Below are 23,747 nucleotides of genomic sequence, written 5' to 3'. Positions count from 1 at the left end.
TCAGCCGGTCCGCTGCCGGGGTGAGGGCACGGTGCGGCGCAGCAGCCGGGCCACCACCGACCGCTCCCGGGTGAACTCCGTCGCCTCCGGGTAGCCGCTGTGGCTGCGGATGGGCGGGTCGGCCACCTCGCCGCCGGACGGGTGCAGCGCCTCCGGGTCGGCCACCGGCACGTCCCGCTGACCGGCGCTGACCTGCCAGCCCAGCGGGTCGGTGTCCCGCCAGAAGTTCGTCCAGGCCACGTGCCCGCCGGGCCAGGTCAGCGCGCCGGCGAGCGCCCGCAGCCGTTCCGGTCCGAAGTAGGACGGGAAGACCCGCCCGTAGAGCCGGGTGAGCTGGCAGCCGTAGGAGAAGAACCAGGTCCGCAGCCGCCACCGGCGGGGAAGTTGCAGCAGCACCGCGGCGCAGATGACGGTGCCCTGGCTGTGCCCAGAGAGGATGACGCCGTCCATCCGGGCGCTGTGGTGCGGCGGCAGCGCCAGCAGTCCCGCGACCCGGGTCTGGAGTTCCGGTACGGCGCGTTCGGCGTAGCTGGGCGGCGCGAGCGGATGCGCGGCCCGGGGCCAGAACGTGCACACGTCCCAGACCACCCCGACCGAGCGGCGTACCGAGTCGGTGCGGTAGACGAGCAGCCCGAGCGCCGCCATCACCACCGGCAGCCAGCCGAGGACGGTGTCGCCGCGCTCGGCGGTCCAGTGGATGGCGGTCTGCCAGCCGGACGGGGACAGCGGGCTGGGCCGCTCGCCGGACAGCGCGGCGGCGCAGCAGAGCGTGACCAGGATCGCGCAGAACGCGGCGTAGCAGCCGAGGAGCCGTACCGCGTGCTCGCCGACCAGCCGGTGCAGCGCGCGGTAGGTGCTGACGTCGCGGCAGCGCCGCAGGTCGTGGGCGGACAGGCCGGGTGTGGCGGCGAGCCGGGCGTACTCGACGCGGCGCAGCCGGTGCAGCAGGACGACGGCCCGGATCAGCAGCACGATCAGCGCGGCCAGGCCGATCGCGCAGGCCAGCCCGGCCCAGAAGACGGCCAGCGGCGGCACGACCCGGCTCGGGCCGCTCGGTTCGGCGGACGCGTCGAGCCGGTCGCTGACCCAGTAGAGCAGCCCGGCGCAGTACGCCACCGCCATCATCCAGCCGAATCCGGCGATGACCGCCGGGGCGCAGCCGCGCCAGGCGAGATCGGTGTACGCGCCGAGCGGCTGGGTCGGCACCGACGCCCGCAGGCGGGGCAGGAACAGTCCGGCGGCGGCCAGCGCGACGGCCGGGCCGACGAGCATCCAGGTGCGCAGCGCGTCCGGCGCGGCGGGCAGCGCGGGCAGGCCGCGTTCGATCCAGGCCGCGCCGAGCGGCAGCAGCAGCATCCCGGCGGCGGGTCCGGTCAGTGCCCGGCGGCCGGAGCGGTTCGCCGCGGCGATGGCGAGCAGCAACAGCACCTGGTACGCGACGAGCCAGGCGATCGCGGTGTCGTACCCGGGCAGGGACCGGTCGGCGTGACAGCCGCCGGTGTCCGGCCCGGCCACGCACCCGTCCGGCGGCCGGTACGTCGACAGCGGCTGCCCGGCCGCCCCGTCGGGAAGCAGCAGCAGGAGGAACGCTCCGGCCAGTCCGAGGGCGGTGAGCGTCGCGACCGCCACGCTCCACCGGCCGAGTGGGGTGGCGCCCTGCCGCCGGCTCAGCCACGGCCGGGCGACCGCGACCACGGCGATCACCACCACGGCGGCGAGAAGCGCCACTGTGGGCCATGCGACGGCGGCCCGTACCCCGCGCGGCGGGTCCATGACCAGCACCGCGGCGACCGGTACGGCTGCGGCGCTGACCGCGCCGGTGCACAGGTGCAGCACGGCGGCCCGGCGCAGTTGTCCCTCGCCGTGCCAGAACGTGGGGTCCTGCAACGGGTTCTGCGAGGGTTCAGGCGGGTTCGGGTGCCCGTCCGGTTCCCCGTCCTCCCGGGCCGGCGCGTGGTGGTGCGGGTCGGCGGGCATCTGCGCCTCGTACTGGTAGGTGCGGAAGGCGACGAGCCCGATCGCGGCCAGCACGAGCAGCGGCAGCAGCAGCCCGAGCGCGAGCGCCCGGGTGTCCGCGCGCCACCAGGAGTCGCCGAGGAACTCCCACGGGCCGGGCAGTTGGCTGAGGCAGGCCGCCTCCACGCACTGCCAGCCGACCAGGTCCACTCCGACGCCGGTCACGGTGACGACGAGCGTGCAGGTCAGGCTCAGGCAGAACAGGCGGATCAGCCAGGCGGTGATGCCGGACCGGCTGACCCAGCGTTCCTGGTCCGGGTCGGGCGGGATGCCGGCGCGGGCGTGCAGTGCGACGTTCGCGAGCGCGAACGGGAGCATCAGCGTCCACAGCGCCCGTTCCACGTCCCGCCGGGTCCGCGCGCCGGAGGTCAACTGCCCCCAGCTGTACGCCTCGACCGTGATCGGGTCGTCCCGGCCGGCGGTGCTGGACCGGTAGAAGCCGGTCACCTGACCACCGGCGACGAGCGCTGGTTGCGCACCGTCACCGTTGACGGCGGCGGTCAGGCCGAGCAGCTGATCCGGCGGAGTGTTGGAGACGCCGTGCACCCGCAGTTCGAGGACCCGTTCCATTGTGCCTCCTGGTGAACGCTCTACTACCCAGAGTGCGCGAAGGGTCGGGAATTCGCATCCGCTGGAACGATTGTTCCCGCAGCTCAGGCGGCTATGTCAGAGTCCTGATTGGGCGAGCGGGATTACCCACCGCCACCACATTGGCCGGTAGGTCACGGGTGACCACAGCACCGGCGCCGACCACCGTGTTCTCGCCGATGGTCACCCCGGCCAGCACGATCACGCCTCCGCCGAGCCAGACATTGTCACCGATGGTGATCGGCTGGGCCGACTCCCACTTGGCTCGGCGCGCCTCCGGCTCCACCGGATGGGTGGCGGTGAGCAGTTGCACGTTCGGCCCGATCTGGACGTCCGCGCCGATGGTGATGCGGGCGACGTCGAGGAGGACCGCGTTGCAGTTGACGAAGGTGCGCGGGCCGATGTGCGTGTGCGAGCCGTAGTCGCAGTACAGCGGCGGCCGGACCCAGGCGTCCTCGCCGAGCGAACCGAGCAGTTCACGCAGCGCCGCGAGGCGGCCGGGAGGGTCGTCGGCGGAGCTGCGGTTGAAGCGTTCGCCGAGCCGGGCCGCGCGCTGCAGGTCGGCGATGATCGCGGGGTCGTCGGCGATGTACTGCTCGCCGGCCAGCATCCGGTCCTTCATGGAGGTCATCGCTCGATCGTCCCGGCCCGCCCGGGAGTGGGGTGGTGGTTCCGTCGGATCGGCGACTTCCTGTTGCATACCTGGTATGCAATCCTGATATCCGCGTCGATGTGTCTCTCATCGATGAAACGCCTGACGAAGGAGGAAGGTTGCTCCGGAACCGCAGAAAGCTGACGGCGGTCGGCCTCGGCCTGGCGCTGGCGCTCGGCCTGCCGGTGCCCGCGCCGGCCGCCGCGCCCACCGGCCCGTCCGCGCCCACCGGCCCGTCCGCCCAGACCGGCGCCGGTCCGGTCACCGTCACCCTGATCACCGGCGACCGGGTCACCGTCGCCCCCGGCGGTCGTGCCGCGGTACGCCCCGGCACCGGCCGTGCCGGCATCCAGTTCCTGGTCGGGCGGGAGCGTGACCGGCTCACCGTGCTGCCCCAGGACGCGCTCCCGCTGGTCCGCGCCGGCAGACTCGACCGGCGGCTGTTCGACGTGACCGGGCTGATCGAGGCCGGGTACGACGACGCGCGCCGCGGCACCGTACCACTGCTCGTGACGTACCGGCCGGGAGCAGCCCGGCGGGCGACGGCCCCGCTCGCCGGCGCGCGGGTGACCCGCGACCTGCCGGCGATCGCCGGCGCGGCTGTCGTCGCCGACAAGGGTGACACCGGCGCGCTCTGGAAAGCGGTGAGCGCGGACCGCTCCGGTGCCCGGCTCGACGCGGCGGGGGGTGTCGACCGGATCTGGCTCGACGGCCGGCGGCGGCTGACACTCGACCACAGCGTGCCGCAGATCGGAGCGCCGACCGCGTGGGCCGCCGGCTGGACCGGTAAGGGCGTGCGGGTCGCGGTGCTCGACACCGGCGTCGACCTCACCCACCCGGATCTGGCCGGCAAGGTCGCCCAGTCGCGCAACTTCACCGAGGAGGCGGACCCGGACGACATCGTCGGCCACGGCACGCACGTGGCCTCCACGATCGCCGGCACCGGCGCCGCCTCCGGTGGGAAGTACCGGGGCGTGGCGCCGGACGCCACGCTGCTGTCCGGGAAGGTGTGCGAGGTCTTTGGCTGCACCGACTCGGCCATCCTGGCCGGCATGCAGTGGGCCGCGGCGGAGCAGCGGGCCACCGTGGTCAACATGAGCCTCGGCGGCGGCGACACCCCGGAGGTGGACCCGCTGGAGGAGGCGATCGGGACGCTCACCGAGCAGTACGGGACGCTGTTCGTGATCTCCGCCGGCAACGACGGCGCGGACGGTTCCGTCGGCTCGCCGGCCACCGCCGACGCAGCCCTCGCGGTCGGCGCGGTGGACCGGAACGACGAACTCGCCGACTTCTCCAGCCGCGGACCCCGCGCCGGCGACGGGGCGATCAAGCCGGACATCACCGCGCCGGGTGTGGAGATCGTGGCCGCGCGGGCCGCGAACGGCCAGATCGGCGACCCGGTGGGGGACCGGTACGCCTCGCTGTCCGGCACGTCGATGTCCGCCCCGCACGTGGCCGGCGCGGTCGCGCTGCTCGCCCAGCAGCACCCCGGCTGGACGCCGGCCCGCTACAAGGCGACGCTCATGGCGTCGGCGAAGCCGCACCCGGAGCAGACCGCGTTCCAGCAGGGCGCGGGCCGGGTCGACGTGGCCCGTGCGATCACCCAGCAGGTGACGAGCGAACCGGCGTCCGTCTCGTTCGGCCTCGCGACCTGGCCGCACACCGACGACCAGCCGATCAGCCGGACGGTCACCTACCGCAACGGCGGGAACGCCCCGCTCACGCTGGACCTGAGCACCCGGTTCACCGGACCGGGCGGACGGACCGCACCGGCCGGCATGCTCACCCTCAGCACCTCCCGGCTCACCGTCCCGGCGGGCGGCACCGCCCAGGTGACGGTCGTGGTGGACACCCGGCTCGGCACCGACGGCTACTGGACCGGCCGCCTGGTCGCCCGCGCCGGCGACTCGGTGGCGGTGACCCCGCTCGCGGTCGACCGCGAGGTGGAGAGCTACGACCTCACGGTGACGCACCGCGACCGCTCCGGCGCACTTACCGGCGGCTACTACACCAGCCTGCTGGGGCTCGACGACGTCAGCTACCGCGACGTGTACGACGCCGACGGCGAGGCCCGCATCCGCGTACCGAAGGGCCGGTACGGCGTGCAGAGCCTGATCTTCGTGGACGGTGACCAGGGCTGGTCGGAGGTCTCCTTCCTGGCCCAGCCGGAACTGGTGGTGACCGGGAACCAGCGGCTCACGCTGGACGCCCGGCGGGCGAAGCCGATCCGTACCACGGTGCCGCAGCGTGGCGCGGCGCCACTGCTGATCGACCTCTCCGCCGCCTGGGGATTCGGTGACTACTACAACACCTTCGGGCTCTGGACCGACAGGTTCGAAGGTCTCCACTCCGCCCAGCTCGGCCGCACGGTCCCGGACAAGCTGTTCGTCGGTTCGCTCGCCAGCCAGTGGGCCGAGCCGACAGCGCCCGAGCGCAGCCCGTACTTCTACGGCCTGAACGAGCTGTTCCCGGGCCGGTTCCCGACCGGCTTCGTCCGGCACTACCGGCCGGCCGACCTGGCCACCGTCGCGAACCGGTTCGCGGCCGGCTACACCGGGATGGACACCGAACTGGTCGTGTACGCGGAGCCCGACTACAACATGGGCGGCTCGGCGATCGTCCTGCCCGTCCGGGTGCCGGGCAAACGGATCCACCACCTCAGCACCACCCGGACCCGCTGGAGCGCCGAACTGTCCTTCGGCGAGCGGGACGAGCAGGGGTGGCTCCAGCCGCGGGCGGTGCTGGGGTCGGTGCCCATTCGCTACCGGGCCGGGCACACCTACCGCGACGAGTGGAACAAGGCCCCGTTCGGCCCGTCGTTCCCGCAGCCGCGGTGGCCGGAGGAGGGCATCACCCGTATCGGCGACACCTTCGTGGTCTTGCTGCCGGTGCACAGCGACGCGGCCGGGCACCCGGGCGGCTCGCTCAACGACACCGAGCAGACCCGGCTCTACCGCAACGGCAAGCTGGTCGGTGAGTCGCCCTACCCGGGCTACGGCGAGTTCACGGTGCCGCCGGGGACGGCGAACTACCGGCTGGAGACGAGCGCGACGCGCGGCTTCACCGACCTGAGCACCGAGGTCTCGGCGACGTGGACGTTCCGCTCCAAGCGCGTGCCGGGCGACGTGCCGGCCCGGCTCCCGGCCATGGCGGTCCGGTTCACGCCGCCGCTGGCGGTGGACAGTTCCGCCCCGGCGGGCCGGACGTTCACCGTGCCGGTGACGGTGCAGCGCCAGCCCGGCGCACCGTCCGGCCGGGTCGTGGCGCTCACCGTCGACGTCTCCTACGACGGCGGCAAGACCTGGCGCAAGGCGGCATCGAAGAAGCAGGGCGGGGGGTGGACGGCGACCGTCCGGCACCCGGCCGGCCCGGGGTACGCGTCGCTGCGGGCCACCGCCCGTGACGACGCCGGCAACACCGTGACCCAGCGGATCATCCAGGCGTACCGCCTGCGGTGAGCCGGCCCGTCCGGGTCCGCGCGGCCGTCGCCGTCGCGGACCCGGTCGGGGGTACGGCTCAGTCGTTCGCGTGCAGCGCGGCGTTGAGCGCGATGCCCTGGCCGGTGCGGGGCTTCGCCTCCAGCGCGCCGGTCACCGAGTTGCGCCAGAACAGCAGCCCGTCGACGCCGGACAGCTCGCGGGCCTTGACCGTCCGGCCGTCCGGCAGCGTCACCTTGGAGCCGGCGGTGACGTAGCAGCCCGCCTCGACCACGCAGTCGTCGCCGAGCGAGATGCCGATGCCGGCGTTCGCGCCGACCAGGCTGCGCTCACCGATGCGCACCTTCTCCGTGCCACCGCCGGAGAGCGTCCCCATGATCGAGGCGCCCGCGCCGACGTCGGAGCCGTCGCCGACCACCACGCCCTGCACGATCCGGCCCTCGACCATCGAGGTGCCCAGCGTGCCGGCGTTGAAGTTGCAGAAGCCCTCGTGCATCACAGTGGTGCCGGACGACAGGTACGCGCCGAGCCGGACCCGGTCCGCGTCCGCGATCCGCACGCCCGACGGCACCACGTAGTCGGTCATCCGGGGGAACTTGTCCACCCCGTACACGGACAGGTGGCGCCCGGCGGCCCGCTCGATGACGCGCAGCTCGTCCACCCGTTCCGGCGGGCACGGCCCGGCCGACGTCCAGGCGACGTTGGCCAGCTTGCCGAAGATGCCGTCGAGGTTCACCTCGTTGGGCCGCACCAGGCGGTGGGAGAGCAGGTGCAACCGCAGGTACGCGTCGGAGGCGTCCTTGATCGGGTCGTCCAGCGAGCCGATCACGGTGGTCACCTCGACCGTGCGCAGGCCGGGCAGCGCCCGTTCGCCGATCGCGCCCGGAGGCAGGTCGAGCACGTCGGCCCGGTCCTCGCCGGGCACCAGCGGCAGCTCGCCCAGACCCAGCTTGCCGGTCGGGTACCAGGTGTCGAGCACCTGGTCCTGAGCGGTGACGGTGGCCAGGCCGATGCCCCAGGCGGATGGTGCGGACGTCACGGTGTCACCCTTCTCCTCCGGCGGCGGCGTCCGCCGCTGCCCGCGTCCGGGGGCGCGGCACGTGTTCATCGCGCCCACCGAGGTTGACGGTACCGTGCGAGACATGCAGAACCCGTTGACCCCCGAGGTCCTGGCCGATCCGGTGGCGCTGACCCGCGCCCTGGTCGACATCGAGTCGGTATCCCTCAACGAGAAGGCCATCGCCGACTGCGTCGAGGAGGTGCTGCGCGGAGTGCCGCACCTGACCACCTACCGGCACTCGAACACCGTCATGGCCCGCACCGACCTGGGCCGGGCGCAGCGCGTGGTGCTCGCCGGCCACCTGGACACCGTTCCGCTCAACGGCAACTTCCCCTCGACCATGCGCGGCGACCTGATGTACGGCTGCGGCACCTCCGACATGAAGTCCGGTGTCGCCTTCGCGCTGCACCTGGCGGTGACGCTGCCCGACCCGCGCTACGACGTCACGTACTTCTTCTACGAGGCCGAGGAGATCGAGTCGAGGTACAACGGCCTCACCCTGGTCGCGCAGAGCCACCCCGAGTGGCTGGAGGCCGACTTCGCGGTGCTGCTGGAGCCGACGTACGGGATCGTCGAGGCGGGCTGCCAGGGCACCATGCGGGCGGTGGTCACCACGCACGGCGAGCGGGCCCACGCGGCGCGCTCCTGGCACGGCGTGAACGCCATCCACGGCGCGAGCGAGGTGCTGCGGCGGCTGACCACGTACGAGGCCCGCTGGGTGACCATCGAGGGCTGCGACTACCGCGAGGGTCTCAACGCGGTCCGGATCACCGGCGGGGTCGCCGGCAACGTCGTCCCCGACCGCTGCGAGATCGAGATCAACTACCGGTACGCCCCGGACCGCGACCCGGCGGGCGCCGAGGCGCACCTGCGCGAGGTCTTCGCCGGCTTCGATCTGGAGGTCACCGACGCGGCGGCCGGTGCGCCGCCCGGACTGGAGAGCCCGGCGGCGCAGGAGTTCCTGGCGGCGGTCGGTGCCGCACCGATCGGCAAGCTGGGCTGGACGGACGTGGCGCGGTTCGCGGCCATGGGCATTCCGGCGCTGAACTTCGGCCCCGGTGACCCGAACCTGGCGCACCACAAGGACGAGCACGTCGAGCTGACCAAGATCCGGGACGGCGCGGCGACGCTGCACCGCTGGCTGGCGCCGGCCTGACGCGTTGCGATCGCGGGGCCCGCGCCCGCCTCGCGGGCCCCGGGATCGTCAGACGGTCGTCGTCAAGGGTGCGTCCGCCTCGCCGGTCTCGGCGGTCAGGTCGGACCGGTGGGTCTCCATCATCCGGGCGCGGCGGCGCTCGGCCACCACGTCACGGATCCGCCGCTGCATCTGACGGCGAATCCGGATCATCTCGCTGTTACTGATCAACGCTGGCTCCTCCCCCGAAGGCGCGTCGCCCGGGGTATACCGGGTATGTGAATAGTAAGACGTACGTGCGACCGATTTAGTTGCCCGGATCCAAAGATTTCTCCGGCTTCCGGGCCTGCGCGCCGCGCCGGAGCCCCTCTACTACGGTGACCCCATGGGCGAGAGCAGGGAAATGCCTGCCGGGGACGGCCGGCGGGAGGAGCGGAACCGGGGGGAGCGTCACCGCGGCGCGGTGACGTTGCGCAATCGGGCGATTCCGACGAGTACGGCGGATCAGCGGCTGCTCGACTCCCGGGGCCGCAGCGACTGGAAGACCAAGGACGCCTGGCGCGCGCTGCGGATCCTCTCCGAGTTCGTCGAGGGCTTCGACACCCTCGCCGACCTGCCCCCGGCGGTGAGCGTCTTCGGCTCCGCCCGGAGCAAGCCGGACAGCCCGGAGTGCCGGATGGCCGAGGAACTGGGCGGCGCCCTCGCCCGCGCCGGGTACGCCGTGATCACCGGCGGTGGCCCCGGCGTGATGGAGGCCGCCAACCGGGGCGCCGGTGAGGCCGGCGGCCTCTCCGTCGGGCTCGGTATCGAGCTGCCGTTCGAGCAGGGCCTCAACGACTGGGTCGACCTGGCAATCGACTTCCGCTACTTCTTCGCCCGCAAGACCATGTTCGTCAAGTACGCCCAGGCGTTCGTGGTGCTGCCCGGCGGCTTCGGCACCCTGGACGAGCTGTTCGAGGCGCTCACCCTGGTGCAGACCGGCAAGGTGACCCGCTTCCCGGTCGTGCTGATGGGCACCGGCTACTGGCGCGGGCTGCTCGACTGGCTGCGCGGCACGATGGCCGCCGAGGGCAAGATCGGCCCGGCCGATCTGGACCTGATCTGCCTCACCGACGACGTCAACGAGGCGGTCCGGCACATCGTGGAGGCCGAGGCCGTACTCTCCGCCGAGCAGGAGGCGGTCCGCGAGGAGGCGGTCGCCCGGGTGGCCGCCGACCAGCGCGCCGCCGCCGACGCCGCCCCCGACGGCCCGGCGGGACGGAGCTGATCCGTGGCCAACGTCTGTGTCTTCTGCGCGTCCTCCCGTACTCTCGACGCCCGCTGGCTGGCGCTCGCCACCGAGACCGGCGAGGAACTGGCCCGGCGCGGCCACACGCTGGTCAGCGGAGGCGGCTGCGTCGGGATGATGGGCGCCGTGGTGCAGGGCGCGCGGGCGGCCGGCGGTCGCACCGTCGGCGTCATCCCGCAGTCCCTGGTCGACCTGGAAGTGGCCGACCTGGACTCCGACGAGCTGCTGGTCACCGACAGCCTGGCCAGCCGCAAGACGCTGATGGACGAGAAGTCCGACGCGTTCGTGGCGCTGCCCGGCGGGCTCGGCACACTGGACGAGCTGTTCGAGGTCTGGACCACCGCCACCCTGGCCCTGCACGCCAAGCCGATGGTGATCGTCGACGTGGACGGGTTCTACCGGCCGCTGCTCGACTGGATCCGCGGGCTCGGTGAGCAGCGGTTCCTCAAGCCGGCCGCGCTGGACCTGCTGATGGTCGCCGACGGCGTCCCCGCCGCGCTGGACCTGGTCGACGCCCGCCTCACGTGACGCGCGCCCGGTCGGCCGCCCGTGCGTGATCGACACCATCTCGCGGAGGTGGTGGTGTCCGGGCTTGTGGGGTGTGGCCATTTCCCCGTGGTGGTGTTGATCTAGGCGCTGCATGCGGGTGAGCTGGTGACGGGCCGGACGGCGGTCGGTTCCCGGGTGTCGTACCGGCATGGTGGGATGTCGGTGATGCAGGCGTACCGGTTGGTGCGCCGGCCCGGTGGCGCGGAGGCGGGGGTCACCCACGACGCCGGGGCGGGGCAGGGGGTGGGTCGGTCCGGTGGACCGGCCGAGGCGGAGCCGCGATCCGGGGGGTCGGCGGGCGGTGCCGCGCACCCGGAGCCTGGCACGAACGCCGACTCGGTGCAGGCCGAGGTGGTCGCGCACACCGACGGGCCGATGCTCGTCGTGGGTGGACCGGGCACCGGGAAGACGTCCACTCTGGTCGAGGCGGTCGCCGCCCGCGTGGCCGAGGGTGTCGACCCGGAGCGGATCCTCGTGCTCACCTTCGGCCGGCGCGGTGCCACCGGACTGCGCCACCGGATCGAGGCGCGGATCGCCGGGGACGGGCACCGCGTGGTCCGCGAGCCGCTGGTGCGCACGTTCCCGGCGTACGCCTTCGGGCTGCTGCGCCGCGCGGCGGCTGAACGCGGCGAGCCCTCGCCCCGGCTGCTCACCGGCCCGGAACAGGACCTGATCATCCGCGAGCTGCTCGACGTGGTGGGGGAGGAACCCGGCGACGACCCGGTCGGCTGGCCGGAGGACCTGCGCCCCGCGCTGCGTACCCGGGCGTTCGCCCAGCAGCTCCGCGACCTGCTGATGCGTGCCGCGGAGCGCGGCGTCGGCCCGGTCGAGCTGGCCCGGCTGGGCGAGAAGCTGGGCCGCACCGACTGGCCGGCCGCCGCGCGCTTCCTGCGGGAGTACGTCGCCGTGCTCGCCCTGCGCGACGTGAGCAACCGGGGCTCGGTCGCGTACGACCCGGCGGAACTGGTGCGTGCCGCCACCGGCATGCTGCTCGACGATCCCGAGTTGCTCGCCGCCGAGCGCCGTCGCCTGGCCCACGTGTACGTCGACGAGCTGGCCGACACCGACCCGGCCCAGCTCGACCTGCTCGCCGTGGTGGCCGGGGGCGGGCGGTCCCTGGTGGCGTTCGCCGACCCGGACTCGTCCACGTACGCGTTCCGCGGTGCCGACCCGGCGGGCGTCACCACGTTCCCGCACCGGTTCCGCACCGCCTCCGGTGCGCCGGCGGCCCAGGTCACGATGACCACCTCGTACCGGGCCGGGCCGGAACTGCTCGCGGCGACCGCCCGGCTGGCCCGGCGGCTGCGCGGCCCGGCGGCGCACCGGCGGCTGCGCCCGTTTCCCGGGGCGCCCGCGGGAACTGTCGAGGTACGGACGTTCCGGTCCGCCACCAGCGAGTCGGCGTGGCTGGCGCACGCGTTGCGTGAGGCGCACCTGCTCGACGGCGTGCCCTGGTCCCGGATGGCGGTGCTGGTCCGCTCCACCGGCCGGCAACTGCCATCGCTGCGGCGGGCGCTGCACACGGCCGGTGTGCCGACCGTGGTGCACGGCGAGGACCTGCCGTTGCACCTCCAGCCGGCGGTCGCTCCGCTGCTGCTCCTGCTGCGCTGCGCGCTCGAACCCGACCGGCTGGACGAGGAGGCGGCGGTCGCGTTGCTGCACTCGCCGCTGGGCGGGGCCGACCCGCTGGCCGAGCGGCGGCTGCGCCAGGGCCTGCGGGCGCTGGCGCTGGCCGGCGGCGACCGCCGTCCCTCCGGCGAGCTGCTGGTGGAGGCACTGCGCGACAGGGCGGAACTGGCCACCATCGAGCGTCGCTGGGCGGCTCCCGCGCAGGCGGTGGCGCACCTGCTCGCGACCGCCCGGGAGACGGCCGGCCGGCCCGGCGCCACGGCCGAGGACGTGCTCTGGGCGGTGTGGCGGGAGAGCGGGCTGGCCGAACGCTGGGCCGGGGCGATCACCCGGGGGCGGGCGGCCACCGGCGAGCACGAGACCGCCCAGCGGTGGCGGGCCGAGGCCGCCGACCGTGACCTGGACGCCGTGCTCGTCCTCTTCGACGCGGCGGCCCGGTTCGCCGACCGGCTGCCCGGCGCGCGTACCGAGGTGTTCCTCGACCACGTCCTCGGGCAGGAGCTGCCCGCCGACACGCTCGCCGCCGCCGCCGACCGGGGTGACGCGGTACGCCTGCTCACCGCGCACGCCGCCAAGGGGCTGGAGTGGGATCTGGTCGCGGTGGCCGGGGTGCAGGAGGGCGTCTGGCCGGACCTGCGCCTGCGCGGCAGCCTGCTCGGCTCGGAGCGGCTCGTCGACGTGCTCGCCGGTCGCGCCGACGGCGCCGGGCTGCGGGCCAGCCTGGTCGGGCAGACGTCAGCGCTGCTCGACGAGGAGCGGCGGCTGTTCCACGTGGCGATCAGCCGGGCCCGGCGGCGGCTGCTGGTCACCGCCGTCGCGTCCGCCGCGGTCGGCGGGGACGACCACGAGGAGCAGCCGAGCCGCTTCCTGCACGAGCTGGCCGCCGCCGACCCACCCGCCACCGGCGGAGGCGGCCCGAACCCGACGGGGAACGGACCGACCGGCCCGGCCCGGCCCGGGAACGGCCCGACCGGTACGGCCACGCGCGGAGGCACCGCGGACGGGCCGGTGCCGCACGGGGACGAGCAGCCGCAGGACGGGCCGCCCGCGGCGCTCCCGGTCACCCTGCCGCCGCGTGGGCTCACCCTGTCCGCGCTGGTGGCGGAGCTGCGTACCGCCGTCACCGACCCGGCGACGCCGATCACCCGGCGGCACGCGGCGGCGGGTGAGCTGGCGCGGCTGGCCGCCGCCGGGGTGCCCGGCGCGCACCCGGACGACTGGTGGGGGCTGCGTGGCCTGTCCGACGACCGGCCGCTGGTCGACGAGGGCGAGCCGGTGCGGGTCACGCCGTCGGCGATGGAGAGCGCGTTGCGGTGCAGCCTGCGCTGGCTGCTGGAACGGCACGGCGGCAGCGCGCCGGCGAGCGCCGCTCAGGGCGTGGGCAACCTGGTGCACGCCGCCGCGATGCTCGCGGAGGACGCGAGCGTCGACCGGGAGGCGTTGCTGGAGTACGTGGCCGCCCGGTTCGACGCGATCGAGCTGGCCGCCCGGTGGATGGCCGGCCCGGAACGGCAGCGCGCCGAGGCGATGGTGGACAAGCTGCTGCGCTGGCTGGCCGGCAACCCGCGCCGGCTGCTCGCGATCGAGCACGAGTTCGCGGTCCGCCTCGACGACCCGTCCCGCCCGATCGAGCTGACCGGCCGGGTCGACCGGCTGGAGGTCGACGACGACGGGCGGCTCGTGGTGATCGACCTGAAGACCGGCAAGTCGACGGCTGTCACCGAGCGGGAGGTGGCCGAGCATCCGCAGCTCGGGGCGTACCAGGCGGCGGTGGAGGCGGGCGGGTTCGCCGAGTTCGGCGAGGAGACGGGCGGGGCCGCGCTGGTGCAGCTCGGCACCGGTGCGCGCGACGCCAAGGAGCAGACCCAGGCGGCTTCCGGGGAGGGCCCGGAGGCGGGGTGGGCCACCGCGCTGGTGCGCCGTACCGCCGACACGATGGCCGCCTCGACGTTCGCCGCCGTGGCCAACTCCAAGTGCCGGGTCTGCCCGGTACGCACCAGCTGCCCGGTCTCCGGCCAGGGCCGCCAGGTGGTCGAAGCCCCACCGGAAGAGTCATGAGCGTTCAGCCGGCGCTGTTCGGCGCCTCCGCCACGCCCGCGCCGCGCACCGCCGACGCCGGGCCCCGCTACACGCCGGTCGAGCTGGCCCGGCTGCTGCGGCTGCCGGCACCGACCCGGGAGCAGGCCGCGATCATCGCCGCGCCGGTGGAGCCGCTGCTGGTGGTCGCGGGCGCCGGCTCGGGCAAGACCGAGACGATGGCCGCGCGGGTGGTGTGGCTGGTCGCCAACTCCTACGTACGCCCCGAGCACATCCTCGGCCTCACCTTCACCCGCAAGGCGGCGGGTGAGCTGGCACACCGGGTCCGGACCCGGCTCGACCAGCTCATCCGGCGGCTCGGCCGGCCGGGGCGGGATCCGCACGACGACCCGCTGGCGGGCGAGCCGACCGTGTCCACGTACCACTCGTACGCCGGGCGGATCGTCACCGAGCACGGGTTGCGCGCCGGGTACGAGCCGACCACCCGGCTGCTCACCGAGGCGTCCCGCTGGCAACTGGTCGACCTGCTGGTGCGCAACTACGACGGCGACATGTCCGAGGTGGACCGGATGCCGTCGACCATCACCGACGCCGTCCTGGCGCTCGCCGGTGAGCTGGACGAGCACCTGGTCGACCCGGACGAGCTGGCCGCCTGGACCGGTCGGTTCTTCGCCGACGTGCAGTCCCGGCCGGGCCGCGTCTACGCCGACGTCCGCAAGGCGCTCCAGCTCCAGCGGACCCGGCTGAAGCTGCTGCCGCTGGTGCGCGCGTACGCCCGGCGCAAGGACGACTTCGAGGCGATGGACTTCGCCGACCAGCTCGCCCGCGCGGCCCGGGTGGCGCGGGACCACCCCGGCGTCGGCGTGATCGAGCGGGACCGGTTCCGGGTGGTGCTGCTCGACGAATACCAGGACACCAGCCACGCCCAGGTGGTGCTGCTCAACGCGCTGTTCGGCGGCGGCCACCCGGTCACCGCCGTGGGTGACCCGTGCCAGTCCATCTACGGCTGGCGCGGGGCCAGCGCCGGCACGCTCGACCGGTTTCCGGCCGAGTTCGCCCGCACCGACGGCAGCCCCGCCGACGTACTCAGCCTGACCACGAGCTGGCGTAACCGGCCGGAGATCCTCGGCGTGGCGAACACGCTGTCGGTGCCGCTGCGGGCGGCCGGCGCGCGGGTGCCGGAACTGCACGCCGCGCTCAGCGTCCGCGACCCGATCCCGCACCGCACGCCGGGCGGGCAGGCCGGCGGCACCGTGCACTGCGCGCTGCTCCAGACGTACGCCGACGAGGCCGACTGGATCGCGGACAGCGTGCTGGCGGCGTGGCGGGGCGCGGCCGGGACGACGGGTGCGCTGCCCGAGCACATCCCGGCCGACCGCCGCCCGACCACTGCGGTGCTGGTGCGGCTGCGCAGCCAGATCCCGGCGATCGAGGCGGCGCTGCGTGCCCGCGGGCTGCCGGTCGACGTGGTCGGCCTGGGTGGGCTGCTGGACACCCCGGAGGTACGGGACGTGGTGTGCACGCTGCGCGTGCTCGCCGACCCGGCTGACGGGGCGGCGCTGCTGCGGCTGCTCACCGGTGCGCGCTGGCGGATCGGCCCGCGTGACCTGGTCGCCCTGCACCGCCGCGCCCGCGCCATCGCCCGCAGCCGCCGCGAGTTCACGGGCGACGAGGGCCCGGAGATCACCGTGGACGCGCTGGACGAGGCCACGCTGGTCGAGGCACTGGCGGACCTGGGGCCCGCGCAGGCGTACTCGGCCGAGGGCTACGCCCGGCTGCGCTCGTACGGGATGGAGCTGGCGCTGCTGCGCTACCGGCTGGACCAGTCGCTGCCGGAACTCATCGCGGACATCGAGCGGACCATCGGCCTCGACGTCGAGGTGGCGGTCCGGGCCGGGCGGGACGGCGCGGGCGACGCCGGACTGGCCCGCGCCCACCTGGACGCGCTCGGCGACGTGGCGGCCCGGTTCAGCGGCGAGACACCCGGCGCCACGCTGGCCGGTTTCCTCGCCTACCTGGCCGCCGCCGAGGACGAGGAGCGCGGGCTGGCGCCCGGCGAGGTCGAGGTGGTGGCCGGCGCGGTGCAGGTGCTCACCGCGCACGCCGCGAAGGGCCTGGAGTGGGACGTGGTGGCGGTGGCCGGGATGACCCGGGGCGTCTGGCCGGGGCCGGTCCGCAACTCCGACCACTGGCTGGGCGGCCTGGGTGTGCTGCCGTTCCCGTTGCGCGGCGACGCGGACGGGCTGCCCGACCTGGCTCTGCCGGAGGCGGAGGACCAGCGCGGCGTGGCCCGGGCGCTGACCGACTTCACCGACGCCTGGCGGGCGCACGACGAGCGGGAGGAGCGCCGGCTGGCGTACGTGGCGGTGACCCGCCCCCGCCGGTTGCTGCTCTGCTCCGGCTACTGGTGGGGGGAGGGGACCAAGCGGTTCCGCGGCCCGTCGGTGTTCCTGCGGGAGGTGCACGACGCCTGCCTGGCGGGTGCGGACGGGCACGTGGTGGACGCGTGGACGCCCGAGCCGGCCGGGGACGCGGCGAATCCGACCACCGAGACGGTGCTGCGGGCCGAGTGGCCGGCCGACCCGCTGGGCGCCCGCCGTCCGGCGCTGACCGAGGCGGCGGCGCTGGTCCGCCGCTTCCTGGCCGACCCGGAGGCGGCCCGGCGCGAGGCGGCAGTGCTCGCCACGACCGGGGAGGACGCCGCTGTGGCCCGGTGGCGGCGCGAGGCCGATCTGCTGCTCGCCGAGCGGGCGGAGCTGGCCCGGCAGGCCGAGGCGGTCGAGGTCGAACTACCCGGCCAGCTCTCGGTGACCCAGCTGGTGGCGTTGCGCCGCGACCCGGAGGCGCTGGCCCGGACGCTGCGCCGCCCGATGCCGACGGAACCGAACCCGTACGCCCGGCGGGGCACCGCGTTCCACGCCTGGCTGGAGCAGCGCTTCGGCGCCGACCGGCTGCTCGACGTGGACGAGCTGCCCGGCGCGGCGGACGAGGACGCGGCCCCGGACGAGGCGCTGGCCGAGTTGCAGGAGCGGTTCCTCGCCAGCGAGTGGGCCGACCGGGTGCCGGTGGAGGTGGAGGTGCCGTTCGCCACCGTCGTCGCCGGGGTGGTGGTCAGGGGCCGGATGGACGCCGTGTTCGCCCGCCCGGGTGGGCGCTACGACGTGGTCGACTGGAAGACCGGTCGGCAGCCGGCCGGCCGGGAGGCCGACGCGGCGGCGGTGCAGCTGGCGATGTACCGGCTGGCCTGGGCGGAGCTGGCCGGGGTGCCGGTGGACCGGGTCGGTGCCGCGTTCCACTACGTGCGGGACTCCGCCACGGTCCGCCCGGCCGACCTGCTCGACGCCGAAGGGCTGGCCGCGTTGGTGGCCGCCGTGCCGGAAATCCCGGCGGATCTCCCGCAGCGCACGAATCCGTGATACGTTGACGGGGTTGCAGTTTTGGTTTCCAGAGACTCTGTGTGCGCCTGGCGGATTGTGGCCCCAGGCGCTCTTTGTTGTGTCCGGAGTTCTCCGGGCGGGGCGACCAGCAGCGACAGGCACGCCGCGTATTCCACGCGCGGGGTGCTCCTCTCCGGCCCGCAACACGTGCGGGCCGACCGTTCCGTCAAGGAGACGAAACACATGGCAATTGGCACCGTCAAGTGGTTCAACGCTGACAAGGGCTTCGGCTTCATCACCCCGGACGACGGCGGCGCCGACGTCTTCGCCCACTTCTCGGCGATCCAGACCTCCGGCTACCGGAGCCTGGACGAGAACCAGCGGGTCGAGTTCGAGGTGACCCAGGGCCAGAAGGGCCCGCAGGCGGAGAACATCCGTCCGCTCTGATCTTCGGATCAACCAGCACCACCATCGCGCCCCTTCGGGCGTGGTGCACGGGCCGGCCCGCCTCTGCCGGGCCGGCCCGTCCCTTTCGGTTCGTGCTTGTGACCACCGGTGACCACCGGTGACGCGCCGCTGTCCGGCGCCCTTCCTCGACACGTGCCGCGTCGAGGAAGGCTTTCCGCATGACCACGACCCTGCCCACGTTCGCCGCCACCGGCCTGGCTCCGGCGCTCGTCTCCGAGCTGGCCGCGCAGGGCATCTCCGCGCCGTTCCCGATCCAGGCGGCCACCATCCCGGACTCGCTGGCCGGCCGGGACGTGCTCGGCCGGGGCCGGACCGGCTCCGGCAAGACGCTCGCGTTCGGGTTGCCGCTGCTGCACCGTACGGCCGGCCGCCGGGCCCGCCCGGGCCGCCCGCTGGCGCTGGTGCTCGTGCCGACCCGGGAACTGGCCGCGCAGGTGACCGACGCGCTCGCTCCGTACGCCGCCGTGCTCGGCCTGCGCTGCGCCACTGTGGTCGGCGGGCTCTCGCTGACCCGGCAGGCGGCCGCGTTGCGTGCCGGCGCCGAGGTGCTGGTGGCCACGCCGGGCCGGCTGCACGACCTGATCGACAGGGGAGACGCCCGGCTGGACCAGGTGGCCATCACCGTGCTCGACGAGGCGGACCAGATGGCCGACATGGGCTTCCTGCCGCAGGTGACCAAGCTGCTGGAGCAGGTCGCGCCGGGCGGGCAGCGGATGCTGTTCTCGGCCACCCTGGACCGGGGGGTGGACCGGCTGGTCCGCCGTTTCCTGGCCGACCCGGTGACGCACTCGGTCGACCCGGGCACCGCCACCGTCACCGCGATGACGCACCACGTGCTGCACCTCGACGCGGAGGACAAGCCGGCCGCGCTGGCGCACATCGCCGCCCGCGAGGGCCGCACCATCGTGTTCATCGCCACCAAGCACCGCGCCGACCGGGTGGCCCGTCAGTTGCTCGCCAAGGGCGTACGCGCGGCGGCGCTGCACGGCGGCAAGTCGCAGCCGCAGCGCACCCGCATCCTGGAACAGTTCCGCACCGGCCAGGTCACCGCGCTGGTGGCGACCGACGTGGCGGCCCGGGGCATCCACGTGGACGGGCTGGACCTGGTCGTCAACGCCGACCCGCCCACCGAGGCCAAGGACTACCTGCACCGGGGCGGCCGGACCGCGCGGGCCGGCGAGTCGGGCACTGTGGTGACGCTCGTCCTGCCGGACCAGCGCCGCGACGTCGCCCGGCTGATGAGCACCGCGGGCATCAACCCCAAGACCACGCGGGTACGCCCCGGCGACAGTGAACTGAGCCGGCTCACCGGTGCGCGGGAGCCGTCCGGCGTGCCGGTGACCATCACCGCGCCCGCTGCCGCGCACCCCGCTCCGGGAACCCGTCCTCGCCGGCGCCCGCGCCGCCGCTGACCGTGCCCCGCGTCCGCCCGGTCCTGAGTCGGGAATCAGTCGACTTTCGGTCGGCTGCCCGACTGCGCGACCGGAACCCGACCGCGATGCTGCTGCTCGGGAGACCGGTCGGGGGGTCGGCCGGACGCGGAGGGAGCGGTCATGGCGCGGGACGCCGGATCGAGCGGAGCGCGGGAAGTGGTGCTGGTGCTCGCGGTGGCGGGAGCCGGCCTGGCGCTCGCCGCGGTGGCCGCGTTCGGGCCCTGGCAACCCTCCTACGACGGCCCGCAGGGCCGTGGCGCCACCCGAAGCTTCACCCCGGGCACGAGCGCCGAGCACAGCGGCGCAGGGGAAGCCCTCTCGTCGAATGTCCAATCCGCAGTGTTCGGTCGACCGTTCGGCCAGGGCACACCGGCGGTAGAGCCGGTACCGAGGCGCTAGTGTCGATCTCGTGCCGACGCGTAGCGCGAAGATCCCAGCGACGAAGTACCCGGTCGAACGGTTCACCCTCGACAACGGCCTGCGCGTGGTGCTCACGCCGGACCGCAGCGCCCCGGTCATCGGGGTGGCGGTGGTCTACGACGTCGGTATCCGCTCCGAGCCGGAGGGACGCACCGGGTTCGCCCACCTCTTCGAGCACCTGATGTTCCAGGGCTCGGAGAACCTGGAGAAGCTGGCCCACTTCCGGCACGTCCAGGGCGCGGGCGGGACGTTCAACGGCTCCACCCACCTGGACTACACCGACTACTTCGAGACGCTGCCCGCCAACGCACTGGAACGGGCGCTGTTCCTGGAGGCCGACCGGATGCGCGGCCCCCGGCTGACCGAGGAGAACCTGCGCAACCAGGTGGACGTGGTGAAGGAGGAGATCCGGGTCAACGTGCTGAACCGGCCGTACGGCGGGTTCCCCTGGCTGACGCTGCCCCCGGTGATGTTCGACACCTTCCCCAACGCGCACGACGGCTACGGCTCCTTCGTCGATCTGGAGTCGGCCACCGTGTCCGACGCCGCTGACTTCTTCCGCCGCTACTACGCCAGCGGCAACGCGGTGCTCGCGGTCAGCGGCGACATCGACGTGGCCGAGGCGACCACGCTCATCGAGCGGCACTTCGGGGACGTGCCGGCCCGGCCCGCCCCGCAGCGGCCCGACTTCGCCGAGCCCGACCTGACCGCCGAACGGCGCAGCACGTACACCGACGCGCTGGCCCCGCTCCCGGCGGTGGCCGGCGCGTGGCGGGTGCCCGACCCGATCGGCGACTTCGCCGCTTACCTGCCGTACGTGGTGCTGGCCGAGGTGCTCACCGACGGCGACGCCTCCCGGCTGGTCGAGCGGCTGGTGCAGCGCGACCGGTCGGTCACCGGCCTCGGCGGGTACGTCGGCTTCATGGGCGACCCGTTCGACGTGCGCGACCCCACCGCACTGCTGCTCCAGGCGCACCTGCCGCCCGGCGGTGACGTGGACAAGGTGCTGCGCACGATCGACGAGGAACTGGACCGGCTGGTCACCGACGGGCTGACCGAGGGGGAGCTGGCGCGTACCCAGGCCCGGATGGCCACCCACCTGCTGCGTGACACGGACGCGGTACTCGGCCGCGCGCTGCGGATGGCGGTGCTGGAACAGCAACGCGGCGAACCCGGCCTGCTCAACGACCTGCCCCGGCTGGTCGGCGAGGTGACCGAGGAACAGGTCCGCGCCGCCGCCACCACCCTGCGGCCCGAGCGCCGCGCGTCAGTCGAGGTCGTCGCCGGAGGAGCCCGATGAGCACGGGTACGACCACCGCCGCTGTGCGGCCGCTGCCGGCACTCGGCCCGAACCGCCGCCTCAAGGTGCCCAAGCAGGCCGAGCGCACGCTCGGCAACGGTCTCACCGTGATCGCGGTACGCCGGTCCGCAGTACCGCTGGTCGAGCTGCGGCTGTGGATGCCGTTCGGGCGCACCCACCTGGCCCGCGGCGCGATGCTGGCGCAGACCATGCTCTCCGGCACCGAGGCGCACAGCGCCACCGAGCTGGCGGCCGAGTTGCAGAAGGTCGGCGGCGGGCTGACCGCCGGTCTCGACCCGGACCGGCTGATGCTCTCCGGCGCGGGCCTGGTCACCGGTCTGGACCGGATGCTGGAACTGCTCGCCGAGGTGCTCACCGGGGCCTCCTACCCGGCCGACTGGGTGGAGACCGAACGGGAGCGGCTGGTCGACCGCATCCAGGTCGCCCAGAGCCAGCCGTCCCACCTGGCCCGCACCGCGCTGCTCAAGCGGGTGTACGGCCGGCACCCGTACGCGGAGCAGACGCCCGACCCGGACCAGGTCCGGGCCGTCCGCCCGGCCCCGTTGCGCCGGCTGCACACCGAGCGGGTGCATCCGGCCGGCGCGGTGCTGGTGCTCGTCGGGGACGTCGCGCCGGACCGGGCGCTGGACGCGGCCGAGCAGGCGCTGTCCGGGTGGCGCGGTGACGGCCACGTCGCCGAGGTGCCCCCCGCGCCGCCGCTGGAACCCGGGCCGCTGCTGCTCGTCGACCGTCCCGGCTCGGTGCAGTCCTCGGTACGCCTCGCGCTCCCAGCGGTGCCGCGCACCCACCCGGACCACGCCGCCCTGCAGCTCGCCAACCTGATCTTCGGCGGCTACTTCTCCTCCCGCTGGGTGGAGAACATCCGCGAGGACAAGGGCTACACGTACGGGCCGCACTCGCTCGTGGAGCACTCGGTGGCCGGTTCGCTGCTCGTCGCCGGCGCCGAGGTGGCCACCGAGGTGACAGCGGCGGCGCTGGTGGAGACGACCTACGAGCTGGGCCGCCTGGCCACGGTGCCGCCGAAGCCGGAGGAGTTGGAGCAGGCCCGCCAGTACGCCCTCGGCACCCTTCAGCTCGGCATGTCCACCCAGGCCGGCCTCGCGTCGCTGACCAGCGCGTACGCCGGCAACGGGCTACGGCTGGACTTCCTCGCCGAGCACGCCGCCCGGCTGGCCGCCGCGACAGTGGACGACGTGGCCGAGGTGGCCGCCCGCTACCTGGCCCCGGCCCGCGCGGTCACCGTTGTGCTCGGCGACGCCGAGCGGGTGGCCGACTCGCTCGCCACGCTGACACCGGTGCGTACGGAACCGGCATGAGCGGCGAGTCCGCCCCGCCGCTGGCCCGGTCGACGCTCGACCGGGCCGCGCACCGGCGTACCGATCCGGGCTGGCTGACCGAGGCGTGGGAGCGGGCCCGGGTGCTGGTGCTGGACTCCGCGGCCGAGGGACGGGCGCTGGTCCGGGGCGCGGCGACCCCGCCGGAGCTGGTCCTGATCGGCCCCGGTGAGCTGGCCGAGGTGCCCCGGTCGGTACCGATGTTCCTCGGCGTCGAGCCGGACGGCGTACCGGTGTTCGCGGTGGACGGGCCGCTGCCGGCGCTGCCGGACACCCGCCCGGTCCACCTGCGCGAGGTCGGCCACCTGATGACCGACCGGGACGCGGGCCTGTTCACCACCGCGTTGGCGCTGCTCAACTGGCACCTGCGGCACGGGTTCTCGTCGACGACCGGCAAGCCGACGAGCGTCGACGAGGCCGGCTGGTCGCGGATCGACCCGGACGGCGGGCGGGTCTGGCCGCGTACCGATCCGGCCATGATCGTGCTGGTGCACGACGGGGTGGACGGCCCGGAGGGCCGCTGCCTGCTCGGCAACAACGCGGCCTGGCCGCGCACCCCGGGCCGGCGTCGCTACTCCTGCCTGGCCGGATATGTCGAGCCGGGCGAGTCGGCCGAGGCCGCCGTGCTGCGCGAGGTCCGCGAGGAGGTGGGCGTCCCGGTCGAAGAGATCGCGTACGTGGGCAGCCAGCCCTGGCCGTTCCCCGGCTCGCTGATGCTCGGCTTCCTGGCCCGCGCCGACGCGGACGCGCCGATCCGGGTCGACCTGGCCGAGATCGCGCACGCGCGCTGGTTCACCCGCCGGGAGGTCGGTGCGGCGCTCGCGGACGAGCCGGTGCCGGTGGGCGAGGGAGACCGGCTGGTCCTGCCGCCGCCGTCCTCGATCGCGTTGTTCCTGGTGCACCGCTGGCTCGACGGCCACTGCTGACCGTCCGTCGCCGCCGGGTTGCCGTCGTCTCCGCCGGTGGGACACAGCCACCTCGCCGAACTGGCGAGGCCGGTCCG

Annotated in this window: 16 protein-coding genes; 12 read left to right on the top strand and 4 right to left on the bottom strand. The window is 74.4% G+C overall.

Translation table 11 applies throughout. From position 1 onward, the window contains the following. Together GA0070215_RS00845 and GA0070215_RS00840 are read right to left on the bottom strand one after the other, a co-directional pair. Positions 1 to 2,586: a hypothetical protein gene (locus tag GA0070215_RS00845; RefSeq protein ID WP_091040932.1), complete on the bottom strand. Its 2,586-nt coding sequence runs from the start codon at positions 2,584 to 2,586 to the stop codon at positions 1 to 3. Positions 2,587 to 2,677: 91 nt separating this feature from the next. Next, positions 2,678 to 3,235, bottom strand: a complete 558-nt coding sequence (locus GA0070215_RS00840) for a sugar O-acetyltransferase (protein ID WP_091040929.1) — start codon at positions 3,233 to 3,235, stop codon at positions 2,678 to 2,680. 140 nt (positions 3,236 to 3,375) lie between these two features. Here GA0070215_RS00840 and GA0070215_RS00835 point away from each other — a divergent pair, with 140 nt between their 5' ends. Next, positions 3,376 to 6,714 carry a S8 family serine peptidase gene (locus GA0070215_RS00835; RefSeq protein ID WP_091040927.1) on the top strand — a complete coding sequence of 1,113 codons (3,339 nt, stop codon included), beginning with the start codon at positions 3,376 to 3,378 and terminating at the stop codon, positions 6,712 to 6,714. A 58-nt stretch (positions 6,715 to 6,772) separates the two neighbouring features. Here the strand turns inward: GA0070215_RS00835 and dapD are convergent, their stop codons facing one another. Then, positions 6,773 to 7,732, bottom strand: coding sequence for a 2,3,4,5-tetrahydropyridine-2,6-dicarboxylate N-succinyltransferase (gene dapD, locus GA0070215_RS00830; RefSeq protein ID WP_026267713.1), 960 nt, complete (start codon positions 7,730 to 7,732; stop codon positions 6,773 to 6,775). Between the two features lie 103 nt (positions 7,733 to 7,835). Here dapD and dapE point away from each other — a divergent pair, with 103 nt between their 5' ends. Further along, complete coding sequence (dapE, locus tag GA0070215_RS00825; protein ID WP_091040925.1) at positions 7,836 to 8,909, top strand: succinyl-diaminopimelate desuccinylase; 1,074 nt, start codon at positions 7,836 to 7,838, stop codon at positions 8,907 to 8,909. 48 nt (positions 8,910 to 8,957) lie between these two features. Here dapE and GA0070215_RS28320 read toward each other — a convergent pair whose 3' ends face one another. After that, on the bottom strand, positions 8,958 to 9,119 hold the full coding sequence (locus GA0070215_RS28320) for a hypothetical protein (protein ID WP_167361468.1): 162 nt from the start codon (positions 9,117 to 9,119) through the stop codon (positions 8,958 to 8,960). 172 nt (positions 9,120 to 9,291) lie between these two features. On the opposite strand from GA0070215_RS28320, the gene GA0070215_RS00820 reads away from it, so the two are divergent. From GA0070215_RS00820 to nudC, 10 genes are all read left to right on the top strand, one after another. Continuing rightward, positions 9,292 to 10,155: an LOG family protein gene (locus GA0070215_RS00820; RefSeq protein ID WP_091040923.1), complete on the top strand. Its 864-nt coding sequence runs from the start codon at positions 9,292 to 9,294 to the stop codon at positions 10,153 to 10,155. 3 nt (positions 10,156 to 10,158) lie between these two features. Next, positions 10,159 to 10,704 (top strand): LOG family protein, encoded by a 546-nt coding sequence (locus GA0070215_RS00815; protein WP_091040921.1) that lies wholly within the window; start codon positions 10,159 to 10,161, stop codon positions 10,702 to 10,704. Positions 10,705 to 10,890: 186 nt separating this feature from the next. Continuing rightward, positions 10,891 to 14,412 carry an ATP-dependent helicase gene (locus GA0070215_RS00810; protein WP_208600269.1) on the top strand — a complete coding sequence of 1,174 codons (3,522 nt, stop codon included), beginning with the start codon at positions 10,891 to 10,893 and terminating at the stop codon, positions 14,410 to 14,412. Next, positions 14,409 to 17,807 (top strand): ATP-dependent helicase, encoded by a 3,399-nt coding sequence (locus tag GA0070215_RS00805; RefSeq protein ID WP_091040919.1) that lies wholly within the window; start codon positions 14,409 to 14,411, stop codon positions 17,805 to 17,807. The genes GA0070215_RS00810 and GA0070215_RS00805 overlap by 4 nt, the downstream gene beginning before the upstream one ends. A gap of 204 nt (positions 17,808 to 18,011) precedes the next feature. Beyond that, entirely contained in the window at positions 18,012 to 18,215 is a 204-nt protein-coding gene (cspE, locus tag GA0070215_RS00800) for a transcription antiterminator/RNA stability regulator CspE (protein ID WP_013288421.1), read from the top strand. Between the two features lie 179 nt (positions 18,216 to 18,394). Continuing rightward, the gene (locus GA0070215_RS00795) at positions 18,395 to 19,648 is read left to right on the top strand and encodes a DEAD/DEAH box helicase (RefSeq protein WP_018784729.1); all 1,254 of its coding nucleotides are present in this window, start codon (positions 18,395 to 18,397) and stop codon (positions 19,646 to 19,648) included. 141 nt (positions 19,649 to 19,789) lie between these two features. Then, entirely contained in the window at positions 19,790 to 20,068 is a 279-nt protein-coding gene (locus GA0070215_RS28780; protein ID WP_231394718.1) for a hypothetical protein, read from the top strand. Positions 20,069 to 20,078: 10 nt separating this feature from the next. Further along, positions 20,079 to 21,389 carry a M16 family metallopeptidase gene (locus GA0070215_RS00785; RefSeq protein ID WP_091040917.1) on the top strand — a complete coding sequence of 437 codons (1,311 nt, stop codon included), beginning with the start codon at positions 20,079 to 20,081 and terminating at the stop codon, positions 21,387 to 21,389. Further along, positions 21,386 to 22,726: a M16 family metallopeptidase gene (locus tag GA0070215_RS00780; protein WP_018784731.1), complete on the top strand. Its 1,341-nt coding sequence runs from the start codon at positions 21,386 to 21,388 to the stop codon at positions 22,724 to 22,726. Before GA0070215_RS00785 ends, GA0070215_RS00780 begins: the two co-directional genes overlap by 4 nt. Next, positions 22,723 to 23,670 carry an NAD(+) diphosphatase gene (gene nudC, locus GA0070215_RS00775; RefSeq protein WP_091040915.1) on the top strand — a complete coding sequence of 316 codons (948 nt, stop codon included), beginning with the start codon at positions 22,723 to 22,725 and terminating at the stop codon, positions 23,668 to 23,670. Before GA0070215_RS00780 ends, nudC begins: the two co-directional genes overlap by 4 nt. Positions 23,671 to 23,747 lie beyond the last annotated feature (77 nt).

The organism is Micromonospora marina, assembly GCF_900091565.1.
Classification (GTDB): Bacteria; Actinomycetota; Actinomycetes; order Mycobacteriales; family Micromonosporaceae; genus Micromonospora; species Micromonospora marina.
The sequence above is the reverse complement of the archived record's forward strand: the minus strand, read 5'-3'. Positions and strand labels throughout refer to the sequence as shown.

Bases quoted from the DNA above. Each gene is read 5' to 3' on its own strand.
- GA0070215_RS28780 (WP_231394718.1), top strand. From the start codon at position 19,790: ATGGCGCGGGACGCCGGATCGAGCGGAGCGCGGGAAGTGGTGCTGGTG.
- nudC (WP_091040915.1), top strand. From the start codon at position 22,723: ATGAGCGGCGAGTCCGCCCCGCCGCTGGCCCGGTCGACGCTCGACCGG.
- GA0070215_RS00810 (WP_208600269.1), top strand. From the start codon at position 10,891: ATGCAGGCGTACCGGTTGGTGCGCCGGCCCGGTGGCGCGGAGGCGGGG.
- GA0070215_RS00845 (WP_091040932.1), bottom strand. From the start codon at position 2,586: ATGGAACGGGTCCTCGAACTGCGGGTGCACGGCGTCTCCAACACTCCG.
- dapE (WP_091040925.1), top strand. From the start codon at position 7,836: ATGCAGAACCCGTTGACCCCCGAGGTCCTGGCCGATCCGGTGGCGCTG.
- GA0070215_RS00840 (WP_091040929.1), bottom strand. From the start codon at position 3,235: ATGACCTCCATGAAGGACCGGATGCTGGCCGGCGAGCAGTACATCGCC.
- GA0070215_RS00795 (WP_018784729.1), top strand. From the start codon at position 18,395: ATGACCACGACCCTGCCCACGTTCGCCGCCACCGGCCTGGCTCCGGCG.
- GA0070215_RS00820 (WP_091040923.1), top strand. From the start codon at position 9,292: ATGCCTGCCGGGGACGGCCGGCGGGAGGAGCGGAACCGGGGGGAGCGT.
- GA0070215_RS00805 (WP_091040919.1), top strand. From the start codon at position 14,409: ATGAGCGTTCAGCCGGCGCTGTTCGGCGCCTCCGCCACGCCCGCGCCG.
- cspE (WP_013288421.1), top strand. From the start codon at position 18,012: ATGGCAATTGGCACCGTCAAGTGGTTCAACGCTGACAAGGGCTTCGGC.
- GA0070215_RS00780 (WP_018784731.1), top strand. From the start codon at position 21,386: ATGAGCACGGGTACGACCACCGCCGCTGTGCGGCCGCTGCCGGCACTC.